The following is an 18,456-nucleotide window of genomic DNA, read 5'->3' on the forward strand; positions in this document are numbered from 1 at the left end:
GTTGCGTGGTCGGGAAATGAGCGAAAAGACGGGGAGGCGTTAAAACGGGAAGGCGATCAGTTCGACACCTTCCGGCGTAACTTTGACCATCGATCCTTCGCTGTGCCAGGCGCCTAAAACCACGCGATGGGCGGGCTCGCCGTTGGCGATAAGGGAATGCACATCGGGACGATGGGTATGGCCGTGGATCAGCCACTGAACGCGATGCTTCTCCATCACCTTCACCACCGCCTGCGGATTGACGTCCATGATGGTCATCGATTTGCTGCTGTTGGCGGCCTTGCTGCCCGCGCGCATTCTGGCGGCGATGCGGTTGCGGATAAACAGCGGCAGGGCGAGGAACACTTTCTGGATCCACGGGGTGTGAACTTTGGCGCGAAACGCCAGGTAGCCGGTATCGTCAGTGCAGAGCGTGTCGCCGTGCATGATCAGAATATTGCGGCCATAGAGGTTGAGCACCTGCTCTTCCGGCAGCAGCGTCATACCGCTCTCGCGGGCGTAGCGCTGGCCGATCAGGAAATCACGGTTGCCGTGAATGAAATAGCAGGGGACGCCGGAATCCACCAGTGCTTTAATGGCCGCCGCCATCTCACGGTGCAGCGGGTTCGGATCGTCGTCGCCAATCCAGGCCTCAAACAGGTCGCCCAGAATGTACAGCGCGTCGGCGCTTTTCGCTTCACCGCGTAAAAAACGCAGAAAACCGGCGGTTATCGCCGGTTCTTCTGTTTGCAGATGCAGATCCGCAATAAAGAGTGTCGCCACGAATTACTCGCTGACGGTCACGCTTGTGATCACAACGTCTTCTTTAGGAACGTCCTGGTGCATACCGCTGCGGCCAGTAGAAACGGCTTTGATCTTGTCGACCACGTCCATCCCTTCAACCACTTCTGCGAATACGCAGTAGCCCCAGCCTTGCAGACTTTCGCCAGAGAAGTTCAGGAAGTCGTTGTCCGCTACGTTGATGAAGAACTGTGCGGTCGCAGAGTGTGGCGCCTGAGTACGGGCCATTGCCAGCGTACCACGGGTGTTTTTCAGGCCGTTGTTCGCTTCGTTTTTGATCGCTTCTTTCGTCTCTTTCTGGCGCATGCCAGGCTCGAAACCGCCGCCCTGGATCATAAAGCCGTTGATCACACGGTGGAAAATAGTGTTGTTGTAGAAACCTTCGCGGCAGTAGTCCAGGAAGTTTTTAACTGTTTCAGGCGCTTTGTCATCAAAGGTTTTGATTACGATATCGCCATGATTAGTGTGGAAAGTAACCATTTTTGCATCCTGTTCCGTTATTGTGGTGCGTCGACCCGTGCTCGGGTCACATATAGGGGCTTGTTATAGCATAACCACAGGACACGATCACCTTGCATTGTGTGCTGACCGTACTCCGAATTATGGGTATTATAAGGAACAAACAATCCACACACGTGTTTACATGGAATCTTCGATGTTAAAAATCTTTAATACAATGACGCGCCAAAAAGAGGAATTTAAACCTATCCATGCCGGGGAAGTCGGCATGTACGTGTGTGGTATTACGGTTTACGATCTCTGTCATATCGGCCATGGCCGTACCTTTGTCGCGTTCGACGTGGTGTCACGCTACCTGCGCTTCCTGGGCTACAACCTGAAGTACGTGCGCAATATCACCGACATCGACGACAAAATCATTAAACGTGCTAATGAAAATGGCGAAAGCTTTGTCGCGCTGGTGGATCGCATGATCGCCGAAATGCACAAGGATTTTGATGCCTTAAATATTCTGCGCCCGGACAGCGAGCCGCGTGCGACCCACCATATCCATGAAATCATTGATATCACCCAAACGCTGATCGAGCGTGGTCACGCCTATGTGGCGGACAACGGTGACGTGATGTTCTCGGTGCCGACGGACCCAACCTACGGTGCGCTTTCCCGCCAGGATCTGGACCAGCTCCAGGCCGGTGCGCGCGTGGACGTGGTGGACGTGAAGCGTAATCCGATGGACTTCGTGCTGTGGAAGATGTCCAAAGCGGGCGAACCGAGCTGGCCATCCCCGTGGGGCGAAGGGCGTCCGGGCTGGCACATTGAATGTTCCGCGATGAACTGCAAACAGCTGGGCAACCATTTCGACATCCACGGCGGCGGTTCGGATCTGATGTTCCCGCACCACGAAAACGAAATCGCGCAGTCCACCTGCGCTCACGGCGGCGAGTACGTGAACTACTGGATGCACTCCGGGATGGTGATGGTTGACCGCGAGAAGATGTCGAAATCGCTGGGCAACTTCTTTACCGTGCGCGACGTGCTGAAGTATTACGACGCGGAAACCGTGCGCTACTTCCTGATGTCCGGCCACTATCGCAGCCAGCTGAACTACAGCGAAGAGAACCTGAAGCAGGCGCGCGCTGCGCTGGAGCGTCTGTATACCGCACTGCGCGGCACCGATAAATCGGTTCCGGCCGCAGGCGGTGAGGCGTTCGAAGCCCGCTTTGTTGAGGTGATGAACGACGACTTCAACACCCCGGAAGCCTACTCCGTGCTGTTCGACATGGCGCGTGAGGTGAACCGCCTGAAGTCAGAAGATATGGCGGCGGCCAATGCGCTGGCGTCTCATCTGCGTAAGCTCTCTTCCGTGCTCGGCTTGCTGGAGCAGGAGCCGGACCTGTTCCTGCAAAGCGGCGCGCAGGCGGACGACGGTGAAGTGGCGGAAATTGAAGCACTGATCAAAGCGCGTCTCGAAGCGCGTCAGGCGAAAGACTGGGCGGCGGCGGATGCGGCGCGTAACCGTCTGACCGAGATGGGCATTATTCTGGAAGATGGCCCGCAGGGAACCACCTGGCGTCGTAAGTAGGTCCGTAACGCCCGGTGGCGCTAACGCTTACCGGGCCTACAAAATCACGACCGTAGGCCGGGTAAGGCGTAGCCGCCACCCGGCTTTTCTTTTACCTCCGCCTCCACCACAGCAACCCCATCAGCACCATCCCCGGCAGCCACACCCACAGCAGTTCTGAAATGATTACCTGATGCCCGTACGGCGTGGTGTAGCGTGACAGCGCAAACGGCGCGACCTTGATCACCTGCCACGGCGCAAAGAAGCGTTCATCAGACCATGGCCACAGCCAGCCGACGCCTTTCCCGCCTGTCGTTATTGAATCCAGCAGGCTGTGCGACAGCAATGACACGGTTAAAAACAGCCAGCAGCGCGTCAGGCTGGCCCTGAACCAACGTCGGCCTGCCAGCACGCAGAGTATCGGCACCACCAGGGCAAACAGTAGCGAATGAGTGAAACCGCGGTGGCCGAAAATATTCCCGTAGGCGACACCGAATTTAAACGCCAGTACGTCGGCATCGGGCAGCATGGCGAGGACGATCCCGGCAAACAGCAGGCGGGGTGGGATGACTTTGGTTCCGAGCCCTAAGCCCAGACACAGAGGTACGGCAGCGTGGGTGATAATGGTAGGCATTGCATTTATCCATGGCAAATCATGGGAATATAGCAGCAGATCCGCCGCAGCAAACCTGTGCTAAATTCTGATTTTACGCCGATTCCCGCGCGATAAGCTGCCCGGAGAGGGTAATGCGCTGCGTTTGCAGATCCGGCTCTTTCAGCCTGCGGATCATCAGCCCTGCCGCCTGGCGGCCGGTTTCTTCGCTGGCAGACGAAACGTAAGTCAGTGACGGCGACGTGAGATTAACGTGGAGCAGATCTTCAAAACCAATCAGCGCCACCTGCTGGGTTAAAAACACGTCTTTACCCACCGTGCGCCCCACCTGGTGAATACCTGAGATTGAACCGATCATCGCGTCCGGTGAATGGCAGAGCAGGGCGGTAATCGTGTTGTTCTTCTCCAGCAGCTGACGAGTCGCCATGGCCGCCGCCTGCGTGTCATCGGTGCAGGCGGGAGAATATTCCTCACGCCAGACCAGGCCGCTCTGCGTCATCGCGCTGCGAAAACCAAGCAGGCGCTGCTCGCGGATACGGCACCCGTCGCGCCCGCCAATGTAGGCGATGTTACGGTGCCCGCGCTCGATAAGATAACGCGCGGCCAGGTTCGCCGCCTGGCGGTTATCGCGCATCACCAGGTTGCATTTCTCTTCCAGCAACGACTGCGAAACCGCCACAAGCGGCAGCGGGCAGTGACGAATGTGTTCCGGAAGAGAGGCGGCGCGGGTGTCCGACGCCAGGTAGATGACGCCCGCCACGCCCTGCTGCTTAAATGAGAGCAGGGTACGCTCAAGATGTTCGCCGTCGTTCAGCGGCTGACCGAGAAATACCATATAACCCTGTTTCTCCAGCTCCTGAACGATGCTCGCCATCACCTTGATGGAAAAGCTGTCGCTGAAGTCGCGCAGGATCAGGCCGATTAAGTTGGAGGTGTTGGCGCGAAGATTGGCAGCGGCGACGTTATGAACATAGCCCAGCGTTGTGATGGCGGCATTGACCTTCCCGATCGTCGCCTCTGAGATCTTCCCTTTCTGGCGCAGCACCAGCGAAACGGTAGAAACCGACACGCCCGCATGCTTTGCGACATCAATAATGCTGACTTTCTTCAAAACCGCTCCCTGAAATTTCCCGATTATCAGCCAGATAAGAGACGTCCCCCAGCGTACAGGAGACGCCTCCTTCAGGCATCTTATTATTTGCCAATCATCGTGGACATGGTCTGGGCGATAAACTGTGCTCTGGCCCCGAAAATCACCTGTATTCCGTTATCGCCAACGAACACCACGCCGCGCGCGCCAAGCCCGTTCAGCCCGTCCCGGTCCACCGCTTCGCTCTTCGCCACTTCCAGACGCAGACGTGTGATGCAGGAGCCGACGGAATCAATGTTCTGCGCACCGCCCAGTAGGCCGATGATTTCGGTGGCAAGTTCGGAATCGGACTTGTCATTCGCGCTGGCGGTCACTTCGGTGCGGCCCGGCGTTTTCACGTCGAAGCGACGGATCACGAAGCGGAAGGTGAAGTAGTAGATCAATGCCATCGGAATGCCGATGATAATGGCGCTCAGGAAGTTGGTCTGATAGCCGTTAAACGACGGCAGGATCCCGAACGACAGGTAGTCGATAAAGCCCGCCGAGAACGACTTGGCGATGTGCGCATGCAGCAGGTACATGGTCATGTACGCCAGGCCCGCCATGATGGCGTTGAAGACGTAAAGGATCGGCGCCACGAAGATAAAGGTGAACTCTACCGGCTCGGTGATGCCCGTCAGGAAGCAGGTGAGGGCCGCAGAGAACAGAATACCGGCCGCGATTTTCTTATTCTTCGTGTGCGCTTCGTGGTACATCGCCAGGCACGCCGCAGGCAGCGCGAACAGCATCAGCGGGAACTCGCCCTGCATGAATTTCCCGGCGTTCTGGTAGGTGTCGCTGCTGAAGGATTTCACCCCTTCTTCCAGCATCTTGAACCAGATGGTCTGGTCGCCGTGGATCACCTGCCCCGCCTGTGTAGTGTAATCCCCGAACGAATACCAGAAGGAGGGATACCAGATGTGATGCAGGCCGAGCGGGATCAGCGCGCGCTCCACCAGCCCGAAGATAAAGGTCGAGGCCGCCTGGTTATCGCCATTCACCACCACGGACAGGGCGTCGATGCCGGACTGAATGTGCTGCCAGACGTACGGCAGCAGCAGGCCGAGCAGGAACGACAGAAACGCCGTCGCAATCGCCACAAAACGCTTGCCGGAGAAGAAGCCGAGGAACTCCGGCAGCTGCATGGTGTGGAAGCGGTTGTAGCACCAGGCCGCAAGAATACCGCAGATCAGGCCGCCAAAGACGCCCATCTGCAACGTCGGAATGCCGACGACCATGGCGTATTTACCGCCCTGAGAGGCCATTTCCGGCGTAATGCTCAGCACGGTGCTGATGGTGATGTTAGTGACAAACACGGAGACCGCCGCAGAGAGTGCGGCAATGCCGGATTCCGAAGCCAGTCCAACGGCAGAGCCGATGGCGAACAGCATCGGCAGGTTATCAAAGATAACCCCGCCGGCGTTCATCATCAGCGGCAGATGGAACTTATCGCCGAAGGCCAGCAGCAGGCCCGCAGCGGGAAGCAGTGAAATTGGCAGCATTAAGGCGCGACCAATCATCGATAACTTAGACAGCGATTTAACAAACCCTGATATCAGGCTCATGCTGATTTCCCCCGAGTAGCGCTTTTTTCACGCTGTTATTGTAAGTAGAACGTTTTAGTAGAACGTTCTACTTATCGTGGGGAAAGTCTGAAAATCGCGCAACTTAATTTTCACATTTCGCCAGAGGGAATAGTGATTATTTGAAGTTGATCGATAATTAACCGTGATGGGTGTGAGGGGATTGTGAAAGAAATTGCCGGGTGGCGGCTTCGCCTTACCCGGCCTACAAACGGAGACAGTACGTAGGCCCGGTAAGCGTAGCGCCACCGGGCATCAGACAGCTCAGGCCGTCACGGTCACGCTCTGTCCTGCGAAGCTCACGGTCTGCCCCGCGACAATTTTGCAGCGCTTGCGGGTTTCCACCGAGCCGTCTACTTTTACCTGCCCGTCGGCGATGACGATCTTCGCCTGCGCGCCGCTTTCGCTCCAGCCTTCCAGCTTCAGCAGATCGCACAGCTCAACGTGCGGGTGTTTACCTAAAGAAAAAGTTGCCATGATTACGCGTCCTCTACGTCGTGATACTCCTCGCACGCCTGCAAGGTATTCTGAATCAGTGTTGCTACCGTCATCGGGCCTACGCCGCCCGGGACCGGAGTAATATAGGATGCGCGCGCTGCGGCATCTTCATACACCACGTCGCCGACCACTTTGCCATTTTCCAGACGGTTAATACCCACGTCCACGACGATTGCGCCCTCTTTGATCCACTCGCCCGGAATAAAGCCCGGCTTGCCGACCGCAACGATCAGCAGATCGGCGTTTTCGACGTGGTGACGCAGGTTTTTAGTAAAGCGGTGGGTAACGGTGGTGGTACAGCCCGCCAGCAGCAGCTCCATGCTCATCGGGCGGCCCACGATGTTGGAGGCGCCAATCACCACGGCGTTGAGGCCATAGGTATCGATGTTATAACGCTCCAGCAGCGTCACGATGCCGCGCGGGGTGCACGGACGCAGGCGTGGCGCGCGCTGGCACAGTCGGCCTACGTTATACGGATGGAAACCGTCAACATCTTTGTCCGGCGCGATGCGCTCCAGCACCTTCACATTGTCAATGCCCGCAGGCAGCGGCAGCTGAACCAGGATGCCGTCGATCTCTTTATCGGCATTCAGAGTGTCGATCAGTTCCAGCAGTTCCGCTTCGCTGGTGGTTTCCGGCAGATCGTAAGAGCGGGAGACGAACCCCACCTCTTCACACGCTTTGCGTTTGCTGCCGACATAAATTTGCGAAGCCGGGTTGCTGCCAACCAGCACAACGGCCAGCCCGGGGGCGCGAAATCCGGCGGCTTTACGCGCCTTCACTTTTTCCGCAACCTCAGAGCGCACCTGCTGCGCAATCGTTTTACCGTCAATAATCTTTGCTGCCATCAGAGAGAAGATTCCGTCTGTAACGTTAGAAAGGAGGGATTGCCTGTATTTTGTCAGAAGCGAGCGCCGCTGTCAGTCACCCTTTACGAGATTTCATCGATGTCCCGCAAAATCCCTTCTCAGGGCATGGTCAATTTCTTAGAGGTGATTAGGATGTGACCTGGCAAAATGGCAGCGTTTTGACATATTACAAAATAAATTCCTGAGCTACTTTGTCCTCTCCGAAATAAGCCTTCAATTTTTTAATTGATCGTATTTCTTATTCCCGAATATGCGCGGGAAGGGTTATTTACATTTTAAAGGAATAGACATGAAACTCAGCAACATTGCTTCTACTGTTATTGCAACTCTGGCCCTGGTCGCGGGTGCCGCTCACGCAGAAGATACTACCACGCCTGTATCTGTAAACGGTGGTACGGTGCATTTTAAAGGTGAATTAGTGAATGCCGCGTGTTCAGTGAATACTGACTCTTCAGAGCAGACGGTTAATCTTGGCCAGTACCGTACCGCGAAATTCACTAAAGTGGGTGACACCACCTCCAATATTCCGTTCACCATCGAACTGAACGACTGCGATCCTGCGGTAGCGAAAACCGCTGCTGTCGCGTTTACCGGCCAGATCGACGCCACCGACAAAACGCTGCTGGCGGTAAGCTCCGGTAACAACGACAACTCCGCGAAGGGCGTAGGTATTGAGATCCTCGACAGCAAATCCTCCACGCTGACCCCGGACGGCGCCACCTTCTCTGCGGCGCAGAACCTGATTGAAGGGACTAACACCCTGAACTTCACCGCGCGCTATAAAGCCACGGCGGCGACCACCGAGCCAGGCCAGGCAAACGCGGACGCAACATTCGTAATGAAATACGAGTAATGCCTGAGTACAGGGATGTGGCTGGCCTCAGGGAAGAGGTCTTTTGATCGCCTATACCGGGAGCGAAGGATGACAAGGACTGGGATACTGCTGTGTGCCCTTGCGATTGCCTCAGCGGTAAACGCACATACCGTGGTCATAGACGGCGGCAAAGTACACCTCAGGGGAGAGCTGGTTAACGGCGGCTGCGCCGTGGCCCCGGACAGCCAGAATATGCGCGTGGATATGGGGCAATACCGCACAAACGCCTTTTCCGGCGTCGGCAGCTTTTCCACGGTTAATGTGCCTTTCACCGTACGTCTGCTGGATTGCAGCGTGGACGTCTCCCGCACCGTGGGGATCCAGTTCCAGGGAGTGACACCGGCAGAAGATCCGCAGGTTTTCCTGGCGACATCGCGGCCGGGGGAAAATGCGGTCAGCAGTGGTGTCGGGCTGGCGCTTTTTGACGAACAGCAACGTCAGATCATCCCGAACGCGACGGCGGTGAGCTGGTTACCCATTGACACCCGCGAGCTGGTATTTCATTTCAGCGCCCGCTACCGGGCAATTTCCGAACACCTTGTACCAGGCACTATTCAGTCGAATGTCTGGTTTACGTTGATTTATCCCTGACGCCTGCGAACTAATTATTAAGGTACGGTTGTGATGAACACCCTGATTAAACCTGGACTGTTTTTATCTTTTATTTTGATGATGGTTTCTGCCAGCGCGAATGCGTCCGGCGGAATTGCGCTGGGCGCGACGCGCGTTATTTATCCGGCCGATGCCAAACAAACGTCGCTGGCGATCACCAACAGCAATAAACAAGAGCGCTATTTAATTAACGCGTGGATAGAAAATGCCAACGGGCAAAAGGAAAAAACCTTTGCCGTCACGCCGCCGCTGTTTGTCAGCGAGCCGGCCAGCGAAAACACCCTGCGCATTATCTACGCAGGCCCGGCGCTGCCTGCCGATCGCGAATCACTCTTTTACATGAACGTCAAAGCGATTCCCTCCGTCAGCAAAAAACATCAGGACGGCAACAACGTCCTGCAACTGGCTATTCTGTCACGTATCAAGCTGTTTGTTCGCCCGGCTAACCTGGCGATGCCGCCGGAAGAGGCGCTCTCACAGCTGCGCTTTGAGCGCGTCGGCAACCATCTTAAGGTGAGCAATGCCTCGCCGTATTACGTCACGCTGGTCAATCTGAAGCTCGGCGGTCAGACGCTGGATAACCTGATGGTTGCCCCTAAAAGCTCGGCACAGCAGGTGCTGCCTGCCGCTGCGAGCGGCACGCTCTCCTGGCAGAGTGTGAATGACTATGGCGCCATTACGCCGGCGCGTAGCGTCAGCCTGTGAGCAGAGACAGGGCGATGAACACTCAATGGCGTTACTGCCCGGTTGCGCTGGCACTGATGGCAACGCTCTGGCCACTCGCTGGCTGGGGCGAAAGCTACTTTAACCCGGCGTTTCTCTCCGATGACACGGCGAACGTGGCGGATTTGTCGCGTTTTGAAAAAGGCCACCAGCAGGCACCGGGCGTCTATCGCGTCGATATCTGGCGTAACGATGAGTTTATCGGCACGCAGGACGTGCGGTTTGAGCAAGCTGACAACACGCCGCCGGTCGCGGGCGGTTTGTCGCCGTGCATTACGCGCGCGATGCTCGATCGCTTTGGCGTCAATATCGCCGCCTTCCCGGAACTGAGCAACGTGCAGGGCGATACCTGCGTTCCGCTCACCACGGCTATTCCGGGCAGCGAAACGGCGTTCAACTTCGCCTCATTGCGCCTGAACGTCAGCCTGCCTCAGGTAGCGATGCAAAACAGCGCCCGCGGGTATATTCCGCCTGAACAGTGGGATGAAGGCATCCCCGCCGCGCTGCTGAACTACAGCTTTACCGGCAACCGGGGCAGCGACGACGACAGCTACTATCTGAACCTGCAAAGCGGGTTGAACTATGGCGCCTGGCGATTACGCAATAACGGCGCGTGGCGTTATACCGAAAGCAACGGCCAGCGGCACAGCAGCTGGCAAAATATTGGTACCTGGGCGCAGCGTACGATCATCCCGCTGAAAAGCGAGCTGGTGCTTGGCGACAGCAACACCGGTAACGATGTCTTCGACAGCGTTGGTTTTCGCGGTGGTCGCCTCTATTCGTCCGACAGTATGTACCCGGACAGCCTGCAAGGTTACGCGCCTACCGTGCGCGGAATCGCCCGCACCCCTGCCAAAGTGGTGATCCGCCAGAACGGATACGTGATTTACCAGAGCTATGTGCAGCCGGGGGCTTTTGCGATAACTGATCTTAACCCGACCTCCTCAAGCGGTGACCTGGAGGTGACGGTGGAAGAGAAGGACGGCAGCCAGCAGCGCTACACCGTCCCGTATTCCACCGTTCCGCTGCTCCAGCGTGAAGGACGCTGGAAATACGATCTGGTGGCAGGGGACTATCGCAGCGGCAACAGCGAGCAGGACACGCCGTTCTTTACTCAGGGTACGATGATTGCGGGTCTTGCCGACGGCTACACGCTGTACGGCGGAACGCAGCTGGCCTCGCGCTATACCGCCATCGCCATTGGCGCGGGTAAAAACCTCGGTGACTGGGGGGCGGTTTCACTTGATCTCACCCATGCCCGCAGCCAGCTTGCCGATGACAGCCGCCATGAAGGGCAGTCCCTGCGGTTCCTGTACGCCAAATCCCTTAACGGATTCGGCACCAACTTCCAGCTGCTGGGCTATCGCTACTCGACCAAAGGCTTCTACACCCTTGACGATGTGGCCTGGCGCACAATGGAAGGCTACCAGTATGGCGACGATCAGGACGATGACGGCGTGCCTGACGTGCAGAGCTATCACAACCTGACGCTGAATAAAAAAGGGCGTTTCCAGCTCAATATCTCCCAGTCTCTCGGCGATTACGGCTCAGTGTACGTGTCGGGCAGCCAGCAAAGTTACTGGGGCACCAGCGAGTCCAACGTCTGGTATCAGCTCGGCTACGCGGGCGGGGTGAAAGGGGTCAGCTACGCCTTATCCTGGTCGTGGAACAAGGCCGTCGGCATTGACGGAACCGACCGGATCGCCTCGTTCAACGTCTCCGTCCCGTTCAGCCTGTTCACCCGTCACGGCTACCGTCGCGATAACGCGATCGACCGGGCCTATGCCACAGCCTCTGCCAGCCGTAACAGCGATGGTGATACCAGTTGGCAGACCGGGATCAGCGGAACGCTGCTCCAGGATCGTAACCTGAACTACAGCGTCACGCAGGGTCACACCAGCAATAACGGTGCCAGCGGCAGCGCCAGCGCTAACTGGCAGGCGACGTACGGCACGCTGGGCGTGGGCTACAACTACGCCCGGGATCAGCACGACCTCAACTGGCAGCTCTCCGGCGGCGTGGTAGGGCATTCAGACGGCATCACATTCAGTCAGCCGCTGGGCGATACCAACGTCTTGATCAAAGCGCCGGGCGCGTCAGGCGTGAGCGTCGAAAACCAGACCGGCGTCAAAACAGACTGGCGTGGCTATGCGGTGATGCCGTACGCCACGGTGTACCGTTACAACCGCGTGGCGCTCGACACCAACACCATGAGCAACAACACCGACATTGAAAATAACGTTTCCAGCGTCGTGCCGACGAACGGTGCGCTGGTGCGCGCCAGTTTTGACACCCGCATCGGCGTGCGTGCGCTGCTCACCGTGAAGCGTGATAACCAGCCTGTACCGTTTGGGGCGGTGGTGCGTGAGACGCAGAGCGGCGTAACCAGCATGGTGGGAGATGACGGTCAGATTTACCTGAGCGGGCTGCCGCTGAGCGGAGAACTGCTGATTCAGTGGGGAGACGGGAAACAGTCCCAGTGTCGTGCGCCCTACAGCCTGCCAGAACAGAGCCTGCAACAGGCGATCACACTTAAGGGGATCCGCTGTGAATAAAATCCATTATCTGGGGCTATCCCTGCTGGCGTTTTTGCCGCTATCTGAGGCCTTCGCCACCGTTTGCGTCAATGAAAATGGCGTGCCGACGGAGGTGTATTACGACCTGACGGATAAATTCAACAGCTCCAATAACCAGGTGGGGCAGATTGTCACGCTCAGCGAGAAGTCCCAGTGGGTGGGCGTCAACGCCGTCTGTCCTAAGGGAACGTCCGGGAACACCACCAAGCGCAGCTATGTTACCGATTTCCCTGTTACGGGCACCAGCGATGGCTACCAGTATCTGAAGCTAAACGACTATCTGGACGGGGCGATGAAAATTACCGACAGCTACGCTGGCACGTTTTATCCGCCCAAAAGCTACATTCAGATGGGGAGCCACCCGAATGTGTCTAAAAACAAACCGTTTGGCGTACAGGATTCCAGCCTCGTCTTTCGGCTTAAAGTGACCCGACGCTTTATCAATATGGTGGTGATCCCCCGGGCGACCATGTTCCGGGTTTACGTCACCACGACCTCCTCGGATCCGCTCACCACGCCGGTTTATACCATCAGCTACAGCGGGACTATTCAGGTGCCTCAGAGCTGTGAAATTAATGCCGGGAATGTGGTGGAGTTCGATTTCGGAGACATCGGCGCCTCCCTGTTCAGTAAAGCAGGCATCGGGAATAAGCCGGAGGGGATCTCAGCGCAAAGCAAAACCATCGGCATCAAATGCACCAACGTCGAGGCGAACGCCATGCTCACGATGCGTGTTGAGGCGGAGAAGGTTTCAGGCAGTACGCTGGTTTCCGATAACGCGGATGTGGGTTTTGTGATTGCCAACAGTAATGGCGTGCCGCTGACGCCCAACAACCTGACCAGCAAAATCCCGTTCCGTCTGGACGACAGCGCTCAGGCGCAGGTGGGGATCCGCGCGTGGCCCGTCAGCGTAACCGGTAAAAAACCTGCCGAGGGGCGTTTTACCTCTCGCGGCTATTTACGCGTCGACTACGACTAAGGAGCAGGTATGCGAAACGGAATGCGGTATTTAGCCGTCGCGCTCTTTGCGCTTTGCTCCCCTGCACTCGCAGAGACGGCGCTTGGGGAAATTAACATTCAGCTCTACGGCAATATCGTGGATTTTACCTGCGTGGCGGAGGGGGACGACAGCAATAAAACCGTCACGCTCGGCACCTGGCCCACGAAACAGCTTCGCACAACGGGGAGCCGGACGCAGCCTGTACCGTTCACCCTGAAGCTGACCGGATGTCCGCCGGGGGCGGCTTCGGTCACATTTACGGGGAAGATGGACGGGCATGATAACAGCCTGCTGGCGCTGAATGATGCCAGCGCGGCCAGCAACGTGGCCGTGGAGATCCTCGACCGGGATAAAACGCGCCTCGCGTTGCAGCAGACCAGCCAGACGGTGGCGGTAGATGCGCAGGGAAATGCCGAACTGTCGTTTTATGCCAATTATATCGCCACGGCGGATAACCCGCAGCCGGGACGGGCTGACGCCGATGCAACTTTCATGATTAATTATAATTAATCGTATCCACTCTCCCTGTAACGGTTATATGTTGCAGGGAGAGGGTAGGATTATAGTAATTCGTGCGCCTTCGCGTAATCAATTAATTCAACGATACTTTGCACGCCCAGCTTGGAAAAGATATTAGACTTATGGGCGCTAATTGTTTTGTTGCTAAGTAATAATTGATCCGCAATCTCCTTATTAGATAATCCGTTCGCCAGATATCGCAGAACCGTCACTTCACGATTCGATAATGGCATATCCACGGCGGCGCCCGTCCGCGAGCCCAGATGGTTTATAAAACTCAATGTTTCTGAGGGGAAGAAGGAATAGCCCGTCAGGATCATTTCCACCGCGTTATAAATTTCCCCCAGATCTTTTCGCTTACTGACAAAACCATTTGCCCCGGCGCGGATGGCGCGTCCTGCGTAGAAGGCTTCAGATTTCGAAGAGAGGAAAAGAACCTTAATGTCTTTATTTAAGTTCCTGATTCTTTTCAGTAATACGAACCCATCCGTGCCCGTCATTTCAATATCAAGAATGACCAGGTCAATGGGGTGGTTGCGTATACAGTCAAGCACCTCGTGGCTGTCGCCTGACTTCAGTTTGACCTGGATGTTTTTATTTTTCTGTAGCAGGACTTCTATCGACATTCTGACGATAGGGTGTTCGTCCATAATGATAACGGATGCCGGTTTCATTTTTTATGCCTCAGATTGTTAAAAGCGTTATGCTGAGTTTTGTTAAAACTCTCGAAAAGCCGGAAGGATAATTGCGCAGATCCTTGTACGGTAAATGTCCCTGGGAAGAGCGAAAGCATCCTTGTTTACGTAGTGGTGATATCAATGCCTCAGCGCAGTTATCTCATAAGGCTGGTTATGGCAAAATGATTTTTCTTATTCGCGTGTCAAACACGTCTTATTATACCGTTTAAGTATTGTCCGAAAAGCCTGTAAATTAATATCCATATATTGCTGATTATTATGTTCTGGATCTGAATCACTAACTTTTTAAAATTAGCAAAAATGTCCTGATATTGCATTTACCACACACTTTCATCTTTATGTAATAACAAAAAATAAACGATTTTACTGTATGTTAAATGAATGTTAACAGCGGTCAGGCTGTGACAACCAGCATCCCGCCTGCCTGCCATCCCTGAAATCCGCCATTTCGTGCGTCATCTCTCCGTTTCAAACGCCTCCTGGCAAATTGCCGTTCCCAACAACAGAACAGTACTATCTGCTGTTTTCTTCACCTCTCATCGCATTCTTTTACAGGTGAATCGCTTGTTTTTACACCATTATCATCCTGTTAACTGAAGCGCCAGAACCTTAACGCATGGATAAAATCACTCTCGTTGAGCGTACCGGCAGCATTTCGCATGGTTTAAGACCTGGAATTAGGAATAGTTATAAAATCGAAAGTTTTGTTAAAAAACACAAAAATTTAACATATATCCTAAGTAATTTCCTAAAGGTCTTTAGGAATTAAGAAGTTACTGAATACGTTAATACGTGAAATCTGAGAGGTTGTTGAGAAGATGTAGCAACTCATGACGATGATTCAGCCCAAGTTTCGCCAGGATGCAGCTGAGACGGTAAATAATGCGGCTGTAGGGGCGGTTCTGTAACTGCGCGATCTGCCGCAAGGAGCTCCCCTGCGACAGCGCCTGTAAGATCGGCCATTCATCCCGTGAAAACCACTCTTTGCGGTTGCCGGCCGGTGACGGTGCTTCCAGCAAGGTTTGTTGCATAGCCAGCGCCGTTAGCTGGCGTTCAAGCACATGAAAAGGGCCAGCCGCTTTACAAAACAGGCGAGCATCATAATCATCGGCGCGGACGAGCAGGTAGGGTGTCAGGTAGGGGGCGAACAGGCTGTGGCGGCGTAATCGGTCCAGCAGGTCGATGAGCGGCGAGGCGCGGCTCTCAATGTCTATTACCAGACGCGATGAAGGCCAGTGATTTAAATCACTGAGGGCGGCTTCCAGCGTGGAATAGTCGCAGCAATTGCTCAGGGGCGACTGCCCGCTCAGTAAACCGGAACGGAAAAAATTATCCTGTGTGACCAGAATGATAAAGGGAGCATCGGTTTTGCGGGTCTGGTTGATTGACTGGCTCAAATATTCGAGACGATCAAAAAATGGGAGAGCAAAAGGCGAGTGCGTAGAACCCAGTGAATCACTTCCTGTCCGACGACGCCGGTAACGGCGCACTGTCATTCGCATAGCTTCCCTCTTGGCGATGACCGTTCAGTCCTCCTGCCATCTCCAGGATGGCCAATAATATCCCTGACCGAAGCGCGCGCCAGCATGAAGCGCGCAAGTACGGTCCCGTTCTGTTTCAATGCCTTCAATAAGCACATTCGCAGCGATTTTTGAACAAAGGGTGACCAGCTGTGTCAGCGCCTGCGTTTCACGTAAACGCCAGAAAGCGATCTTATCGATTTTTATTCCGCTTAATGGCAGGCGGCAGGATAAAAATGCTTGTCCTGACGCTTCATCAATATCATCCAGCCAGATCCGGTGTCCTCGCGCGGTCAACTGCTGAAGCGCACAACTCACCCTCAGACGCGCCGGGTCTGAGAGTGAAAAGAACGAGGCAGGCTCCACGAGTTCAATGTTCAGCGGTGGGCTGTTAAGTTGCAGTAAACGCTGGAACATTTCCGGTATGGTCAGAACGGTTATCGGCAAATTTATGAAAAGGTTGTCACAGGGGAAGGGGTTTTTTAACGCGGCGATCTGTGCTTCCAGCAGCATAAGCGCCCGGGCGGCGGACCAGTCCTGGAAAAAGCTTTCGTTTTGCTGATGCGGCGACAGCACGCTGAGCACTTCGGCCCCCACCGTGCGCGAAGATGAGAGGGCGACAATGGGTTCAAGCTTAATGCCTGTAATATCGTGTGAGATGTGCTGCACGCACGAGGGAAAACCTGTCTGGTCTGGCGCTGTCACTCCGTCGTCCTGTTCACTTCCAGCCTCCAGGCGGCCGGGTTACCGCTGGACAGTGTGAAGGTGAAGTAAACAGGAAAACAGCAGGCGTTACTTAAAAGCGGCTAAGCCTTTTCGCAGCCCGTAAAAGAGGGATAAATGTTGAAAAAACAGCCGTATTTACAATCAGCTAGTCATTATCGCCAGAGAAGGCGGAAAAGGCATTGACTCACTACGCATTGACCGTATAATTCCAGGCGTTTCACCACCGCGAAGTACACTCTTCTCCGTGCGCCCTTAGCTCAGTTGGATAGAGCAACGGCCTTCTAAGCCGTAGGTCGTAGGTTCGAATCCTACAGGGCGTGCCATTTAAAAACAGTTACCTACGCCAGTTTCAAGCCAGCCTGATTTTCTCCTTGTGTCGTATTTGTGTCATGGTTGCCAAAAATGGCATCAATTTTCCGTGCGTGTTCGCTTAAGTGGTTCGGCGCCAGGTGAGCGTATCGACGTACCATTTCGATGGACTCCCAGCCGCCCATTTCTTGCAGAACGGACAACGGAACGCCGGACTGAATTAACCAGCTCGCCCAGGTATGCCGGAGGTCATGAAAACGGAAGTCTTCTATACCCGCTCTTTCCAGTCCAATGCGCCAGGCGACATTGTCATCCACTCGCATTTTGCGGACAGCCGGAGTGACGGTTTTATCCGGGCGCGTTGATGGCTTCGTGTGAACGAATACCCACCTGGAACTTTTCCCGATCTGATCCCTTAACACCCTGCATGCGGTATCATTCAGAGCCACGCCGATAGCCTTGCCCGCCTTCGCGTTCTCCGGATTTACCCATGCAACCTTTCTCTGCATATCGACCTGCTGCCACTCCAGATCAATTATGTTGGAGCGGCGCAGGCCGGTTGCCAGTGCAAATATCACCACCGGCTTTATTGACTCCGGCATGCAGGCGATAAGCCTTTCCGCCTCATCTCTGGTCAACCAGCGGATGCGTTTGCTGATCGGCTTTTTGGTTTTTATAACCGGGGCTGTTTTAATCCACCCCCAGTCATTAGCCGCAGCCTTAAACAGAGAACGCATAAAAGAAAGATGCTGGCTCTTTGTGGCCTGGCTAACCGGTTTATCGTTATACGGCGGCGGCTCCTTTCCCCGCCGGATTGCCGCGTCCCTTCGTGACTCCCAGATCTGAATATGCTTACGGTTGACCATCTTAGAAACAGCCTCGTTAACCTGCTCGGCTGTGATGGTCGAAATATCCCGCCCGGAGAAATGCCGCAGGAAGTATTCTATTTTGGTCTTGTCGTCATCAAGTGACCGCTTATGCTCCTTCTCGCGGATCCACCTGATGCAACATTCCTCGAATGTCCTCGTCGGAAGCTCCCCAATTTTATCCACCCGCCACGCTTCAGCCTTCAGCTTGTCGTGCAGCTCCTGCGCTTGTTTCTTGTCCCCCGTACCAAGAGATCGTCTAATTCTTTTCCCTGACGGCGTAACGAAATGACAGTGCCAGACGCCGCCTCTGAGGGTGATTGACATAAAATTTCTCCTTTATGTTCACCCGCGCTCGCGGAAACAGGATCGCGCGGGTCATGTAAATACGCAATACAGGCGACGTCGGTCGTCCGGTATTTGTTCCCGATTTTCTTCCCGGCCAGCTGCCCCGAGTCGATAAGACGGTAGACAGTTCTCGGTGAGACTTTCAGGAGTTTCGCTGCCTTTTGCGCAGTGAGTGGCTCTGCTGTAACCATCT

The 18,456-nt window shown here is 55.1% G+C and carries 19 protein-coding genes and 1 tRNA gene; 8 read left to right on the forward strand and 12 right to left on the reverse strand.

Annotated elements, in window-relative coordinates:
* Nucleotides 1-39: 39 nt before the first annotated feature.
* Nucleotides 40-762, reverse strand: a complete 723-nt coding sequence (gene lpxH, locus O1721_RS09210) for a UDP-2,3-diacylglucosamine diphosphatase (RefSeq protein ID WP_023303214.1) — start codon at nucleotides 760-762, stop codon at nucleotides 40-42.
* A gap of 3 nt (nucleotides 763-765) precedes the next feature.
* Nucleotides 766-1,260: a peptidylprolyl isomerase B gene (gene ppiB / locus O1721_RS09215; protein ID WP_000256009.1), complete on the reverse strand. Its 495-nt coding sequence runs from the start codon at nucleotides 1,258-1,260 to the stop codon at nucleotides 766-768.
* Between the two features lie 175 nt (nucleotides 1,261-1,435).
* On the opposite strand from ppiB, the gene cysS reads away from it, so the two are divergent.
* Nucleotides 1,436-2,821 (forward strand): cysteine--tRNA ligase, encoded by a 1,386-nt coding sequence (gene cysS, locus O1721_RS09220; protein ID WP_032647477.1) that lies wholly within the window; start codon nucleotides 1,436-1,438, stop codon nucleotides 2,819-2,821.
* A 91-nt stretch (nucleotides 2,822-2,912) separates the two neighbouring features.
* Here the strand turns inward: cysS and O1721_RS09225 are convergent, their stop codons facing one another.
* The 5 genes from O1721_RS09225 to folD form a co-directional block, all read right to left on the reverse strand.
* The gene (locus O1721_RS09225) at nucleotides 2,913-3,434 is read right to left on the reverse strand and encodes a metal-dependent hydrolase (RefSeq protein ID WP_032647481.1); all 522 of its coding nucleotides are present in this window, start codon (nucleotides 3,432-3,434) and stop codon (nucleotides 2,913-2,915) included.
* 73 nt (nucleotides 3,435-3,507) lie between these two features.
* Nucleotides 3,508-4,524, reverse strand: a complete 1,017-nt coding sequence (malI, locus tag O1721_RS09230) for a Mal regulon transcriptional regulator MalI (RefSeq protein WP_032647483.1) — start codon at nucleotides 4,522-4,524, stop codon at nucleotides 3,508-3,510.
* An 83-nt stretch (nucleotides 4,525-4,607) separates the two neighbouring features.
* Nucleotides 4,608-6,107 carry a PTS transporter subunit EIIC gene (locus O1721_RS09235; protein ID WP_003858916.1) on the reverse strand — a complete coding sequence of 500 codons (1,500 nt, stop codon included), beginning with the start codon at nucleotides 6,105-6,107 and terminating at the stop codon, nucleotides 4,608-4,610.
* A gap of 282 nt (nucleotides 6,108-6,389) precedes the next feature.
* Nucleotides 6,390-6,602: a ribosome-associated protein YbcJ gene (gene ybcJ, locus O1721_RS09240; protein WP_015571224.1), complete on the reverse strand. Its 213-nt coding sequence runs from the start codon at nucleotides 6,600-6,602 to the stop codon at nucleotides 6,390-6,392.
* A 2-nt stretch (nucleotides 6,603-6,604) separates the two neighbouring features.
* Complete coding sequence (gene folD, locus O1721_RS09245; RefSeq protein WP_006809817.1) at nucleotides 6,605-7,471, reverse strand: bifunctional methylenetetrahydrofolate dehydrogenase/methenyltetrahydrofolate cyclohydrolase FolD; 867 nt, start codon at nucleotides 7,469-7,471, stop codon at nucleotides 6,605-6,607.
* A 310-nt stretch (nucleotides 7,472-7,781) separates the two neighbouring features.
* Here folD and fimA point away from each other — a divergent pair, with 310 nt between their 5' ends.
* From fimA to sfmF, 6 genes are all read left to right on the forward strand, one after another.
* Nucleotides 7,782-8,345, forward strand: coding sequence for a type 1 fimbrial major subunit FimA (fimA, locus tag O1721_RS09250; RefSeq protein ID WP_015571223.1), 564 nt, complete (start codon nucleotides 7,782-7,784; stop codon nucleotides 8,343-8,345).
* A 69-nt stretch (nucleotides 8,346-8,414) separates the two neighbouring features.
* A complete protein-coding gene (gene fimI / locus O1721_RS09255) occupies nucleotides 8,415-8,957 on the forward strand; it encodes a type 1 fimbrial protein subunit FimI (protein WP_017383235.1) in 543 nt (180 codons plus the stop codon).
* A gap of 33 nt (nucleotides 8,958-8,990) precedes the next feature.
* The gene (fimC, locus tag O1721_RS09260) at nucleotides 8,991-9,683 is read left to right on the forward strand and encodes a type 1 fimbria chaperone FimC (RefSeq protein ID WP_017383236.1); all 693 of its coding nucleotides are present in this window, start codon (nucleotides 8,991-8,993) and stop codon (nucleotides 9,681-9,683) included.
* A 14-nt stretch (nucleotides 9,684-9,697) separates the two neighbouring features.
* A complete protein-coding gene (locus O1721_RS09265) occupies nucleotides 9,698-12,256 on the forward strand; it encodes a fimbrial biogenesis usher protein (RefSeq protein WP_015571221.1) in 2,559 nt (852 codons plus the stop codon).
* Entirely contained in the window at nucleotides 12,249-13,256 is a 1,008-nt protein-coding gene (fimH, locus tag O1721_RS09270) for a type 1 fimbria D-mannose specific adhesin FimH (RefSeq protein WP_017383238.1), read from the forward strand. The genes O1721_RS09265 and fimH overlap by 8 nt, the downstream gene beginning before the upstream one ends.
* A gap of 9 nt (nucleotides 13,257-13,265) precedes the next feature.
* On the forward strand, nucleotides 13,266-13,787 hold the full coding sequence (gene sfmF, locus O1721_RS09275; protein ID WP_032647485.1) for a fimbria assembly protein: 522 nt from the start codon (nucleotides 13,266-13,268) through the stop codon (nucleotides 13,785-13,787).
* A 50-nt stretch (nucleotides 13,788-13,837) separates the two neighbouring features.
* On the opposite strand, the gene fimZ is transcribed toward sfmF, so the two are convergent.
* From fimZ to O1721_RS09290, 3 genes are all read right to left on the reverse strand, one after another.
* Entirely contained in the window at nucleotides 13,838-14,470 is a 633-nt protein-coding gene (fimZ, locus tag O1721_RS09280) for a fimbria biosynthesis transcriptional regulator FimZ (RefSeq protein WP_003858901.1), read from the reverse strand.
* An 809-nt stretch (nucleotides 14,471-15,279) separates the two neighbouring features.
* Nucleotides 15,280-15,996 carry a helix-turn-helix transcriptional regulator gene (locus O1721_RS09285; RefSeq protein WP_017383240.1) on the reverse strand — a complete coding sequence of 239 codons (717 nt, stop codon included), beginning with the start codon at nucleotides 15,994-15,996 and terminating at the stop codon, nucleotides 15,280-15,282.
* A gap of 24 nt (nucleotides 15,997-16,020) precedes the next feature.
* Nucleotides 16,021-16,683 carry an EAL domain-containing protein gene (locus O1721_RS09290; RefSeq protein ID WP_032647487.1) on the reverse strand — a complete coding sequence of 221 codons (663 nt, stop codon included), beginning with the start codon at nucleotides 16,681-16,683 and terminating at the stop codon, nucleotides 16,021-16,023.
* A 303-nt stretch (nucleotides 16,684-16,986) separates the two neighbouring features.
* On the opposite strand from O1721_RS09290, the gene O1721_RS09295 reads away from it, so the two are divergent.
* A tRNA-Arg gene (locus tag O1721_RS09295) sits at nucleotides 16,987-17,063 on the forward strand.
* Between the two features lie 15 nt (nucleotides 17,064-17,078).
* Here O1721_RS09295 and O1721_RS09300 read toward each other — a convergent pair.
* Both O1721_RS09300 and O1721_RS09305 read right to left on the reverse strand, forming a co-directional pair.
* Nucleotides 17,079-18,236 carry a tyrosine-type recombinase/integrase gene (locus O1721_RS09300; RefSeq protein ID WP_223825949.1) on the reverse strand — a complete coding sequence of 386 codons (1,158 nt, stop codon included), beginning with the start codon at nucleotides 18,234-18,236 and terminating at the stop codon, nucleotides 17,079-17,081.
* Nucleotides 18,119-18,454: a helix-turn-helix domain-containing protein gene (locus O1721_RS09305; RefSeq protein WP_071888795.1), complete on the reverse strand. Its 336-nt coding sequence runs from the start codon at nucleotides 18,452-18,454 to the stop codon at nucleotides 18,119-18,121. The genes O1721_RS09300 and O1721_RS09305 overlap by 118 nt, the downstream gene beginning before the upstream one ends.
* Between the last annotated feature and the right edge of the window lie 2 nt (nucleotides 18,455-18,456).

The sequence above is a fragment of the Enterobacter cloacae complex sp. HYC033_NIDB genome (assembly GCF_056673335.1).

Coding starts and splice junctions, on each gene's coding strand:
- O1721_RS09285 (WP_017383240.1), bottom strand. CDS start 15,996: ATGCGAATGACAGTGCGCCGTTACCGGCGTCGTCGGACAGGAAGTGAT.
- O1721_RS09225 (WP_032647481.1), bottom strand. CDS start 3,434: ATGCCTACCATTATCACCCACGCTGCCGTACCTCTGTGTCTGGGCTTA.
- ybcJ (WP_015571224.1), bottom strand. CDS start 6,602: ATGGCAACTTTTTCTTTAGGTAAACACCCGCACGTTGAGCTGTGCGAT.
- fimZ (WP_003858901.1), bottom strand. CDS start 14,470: ATGAAACCGGCATCCGTTATCATTATGGACGAACACCCTATCGTCAGA.
- cysS (WP_032647477.1), top strand. CDS start 1,436: ATGTTAAAAATCTTTAATACAATGACGCGCCAAAAAGAGGAATTTAAA.
- O1721_RS09305 (WP_071888795.1), bottom strand. CDS start 18,454: ATGGTTACAGCAGAGCCACTCACTGCGCAAAAGGCAGCGAAACTCCTG.
- O1721_RS09265 (WP_015571221.1), top strand. CDS start 9,698: ATGAACACTCAATGGCGTTACTGCCCGGTTGCGCTGGCACTGATGGCA.
- fimC (WP_017383236.1), top strand. CDS start 8,991: ATGAACACCCTGATTAAACCTGGACTGTTTTTATCTTTTATTTTGATG.
- O1721_RS09235 (WP_003858916.1), bottom strand. CDS start 6,107: ATGAGCCTGATATCAGGGTTTGTTAAATCGCTGTCTAAGTTATCGATG.
- sfmF (WP_032647485.1), top strand. CDS start 13,266: ATGCGAAACGGAATGCGGTATTTAGCCGTCGCGCTCTTTGCGCTTTGC.
- fimI (WP_017383235.1), top strand. CDS start 8,415: ATGACAAGGACTGGGATACTGCTGTGTGCCCTTGCGATTGCCTCAGCG.
- ppiB (WP_000256009.1), bottom strand. CDS start 1,260: ATGGTTACTTTCCACACTAATCATGGCGATATCGTAATCAAAACCTTT.
- fimA (WP_015571223.1), top strand. CDS start 7,782: ATGAAACTCAGCAACATTGCTTCTACTGTTATTGCAACTCTGGCCCTG.
- folD (WP_006809817.1), bottom strand. CDS start 7,471: ATGGCAGCAAAGATTATTGACGGTAAAACGATTGCGCAGCAGGTGCGC.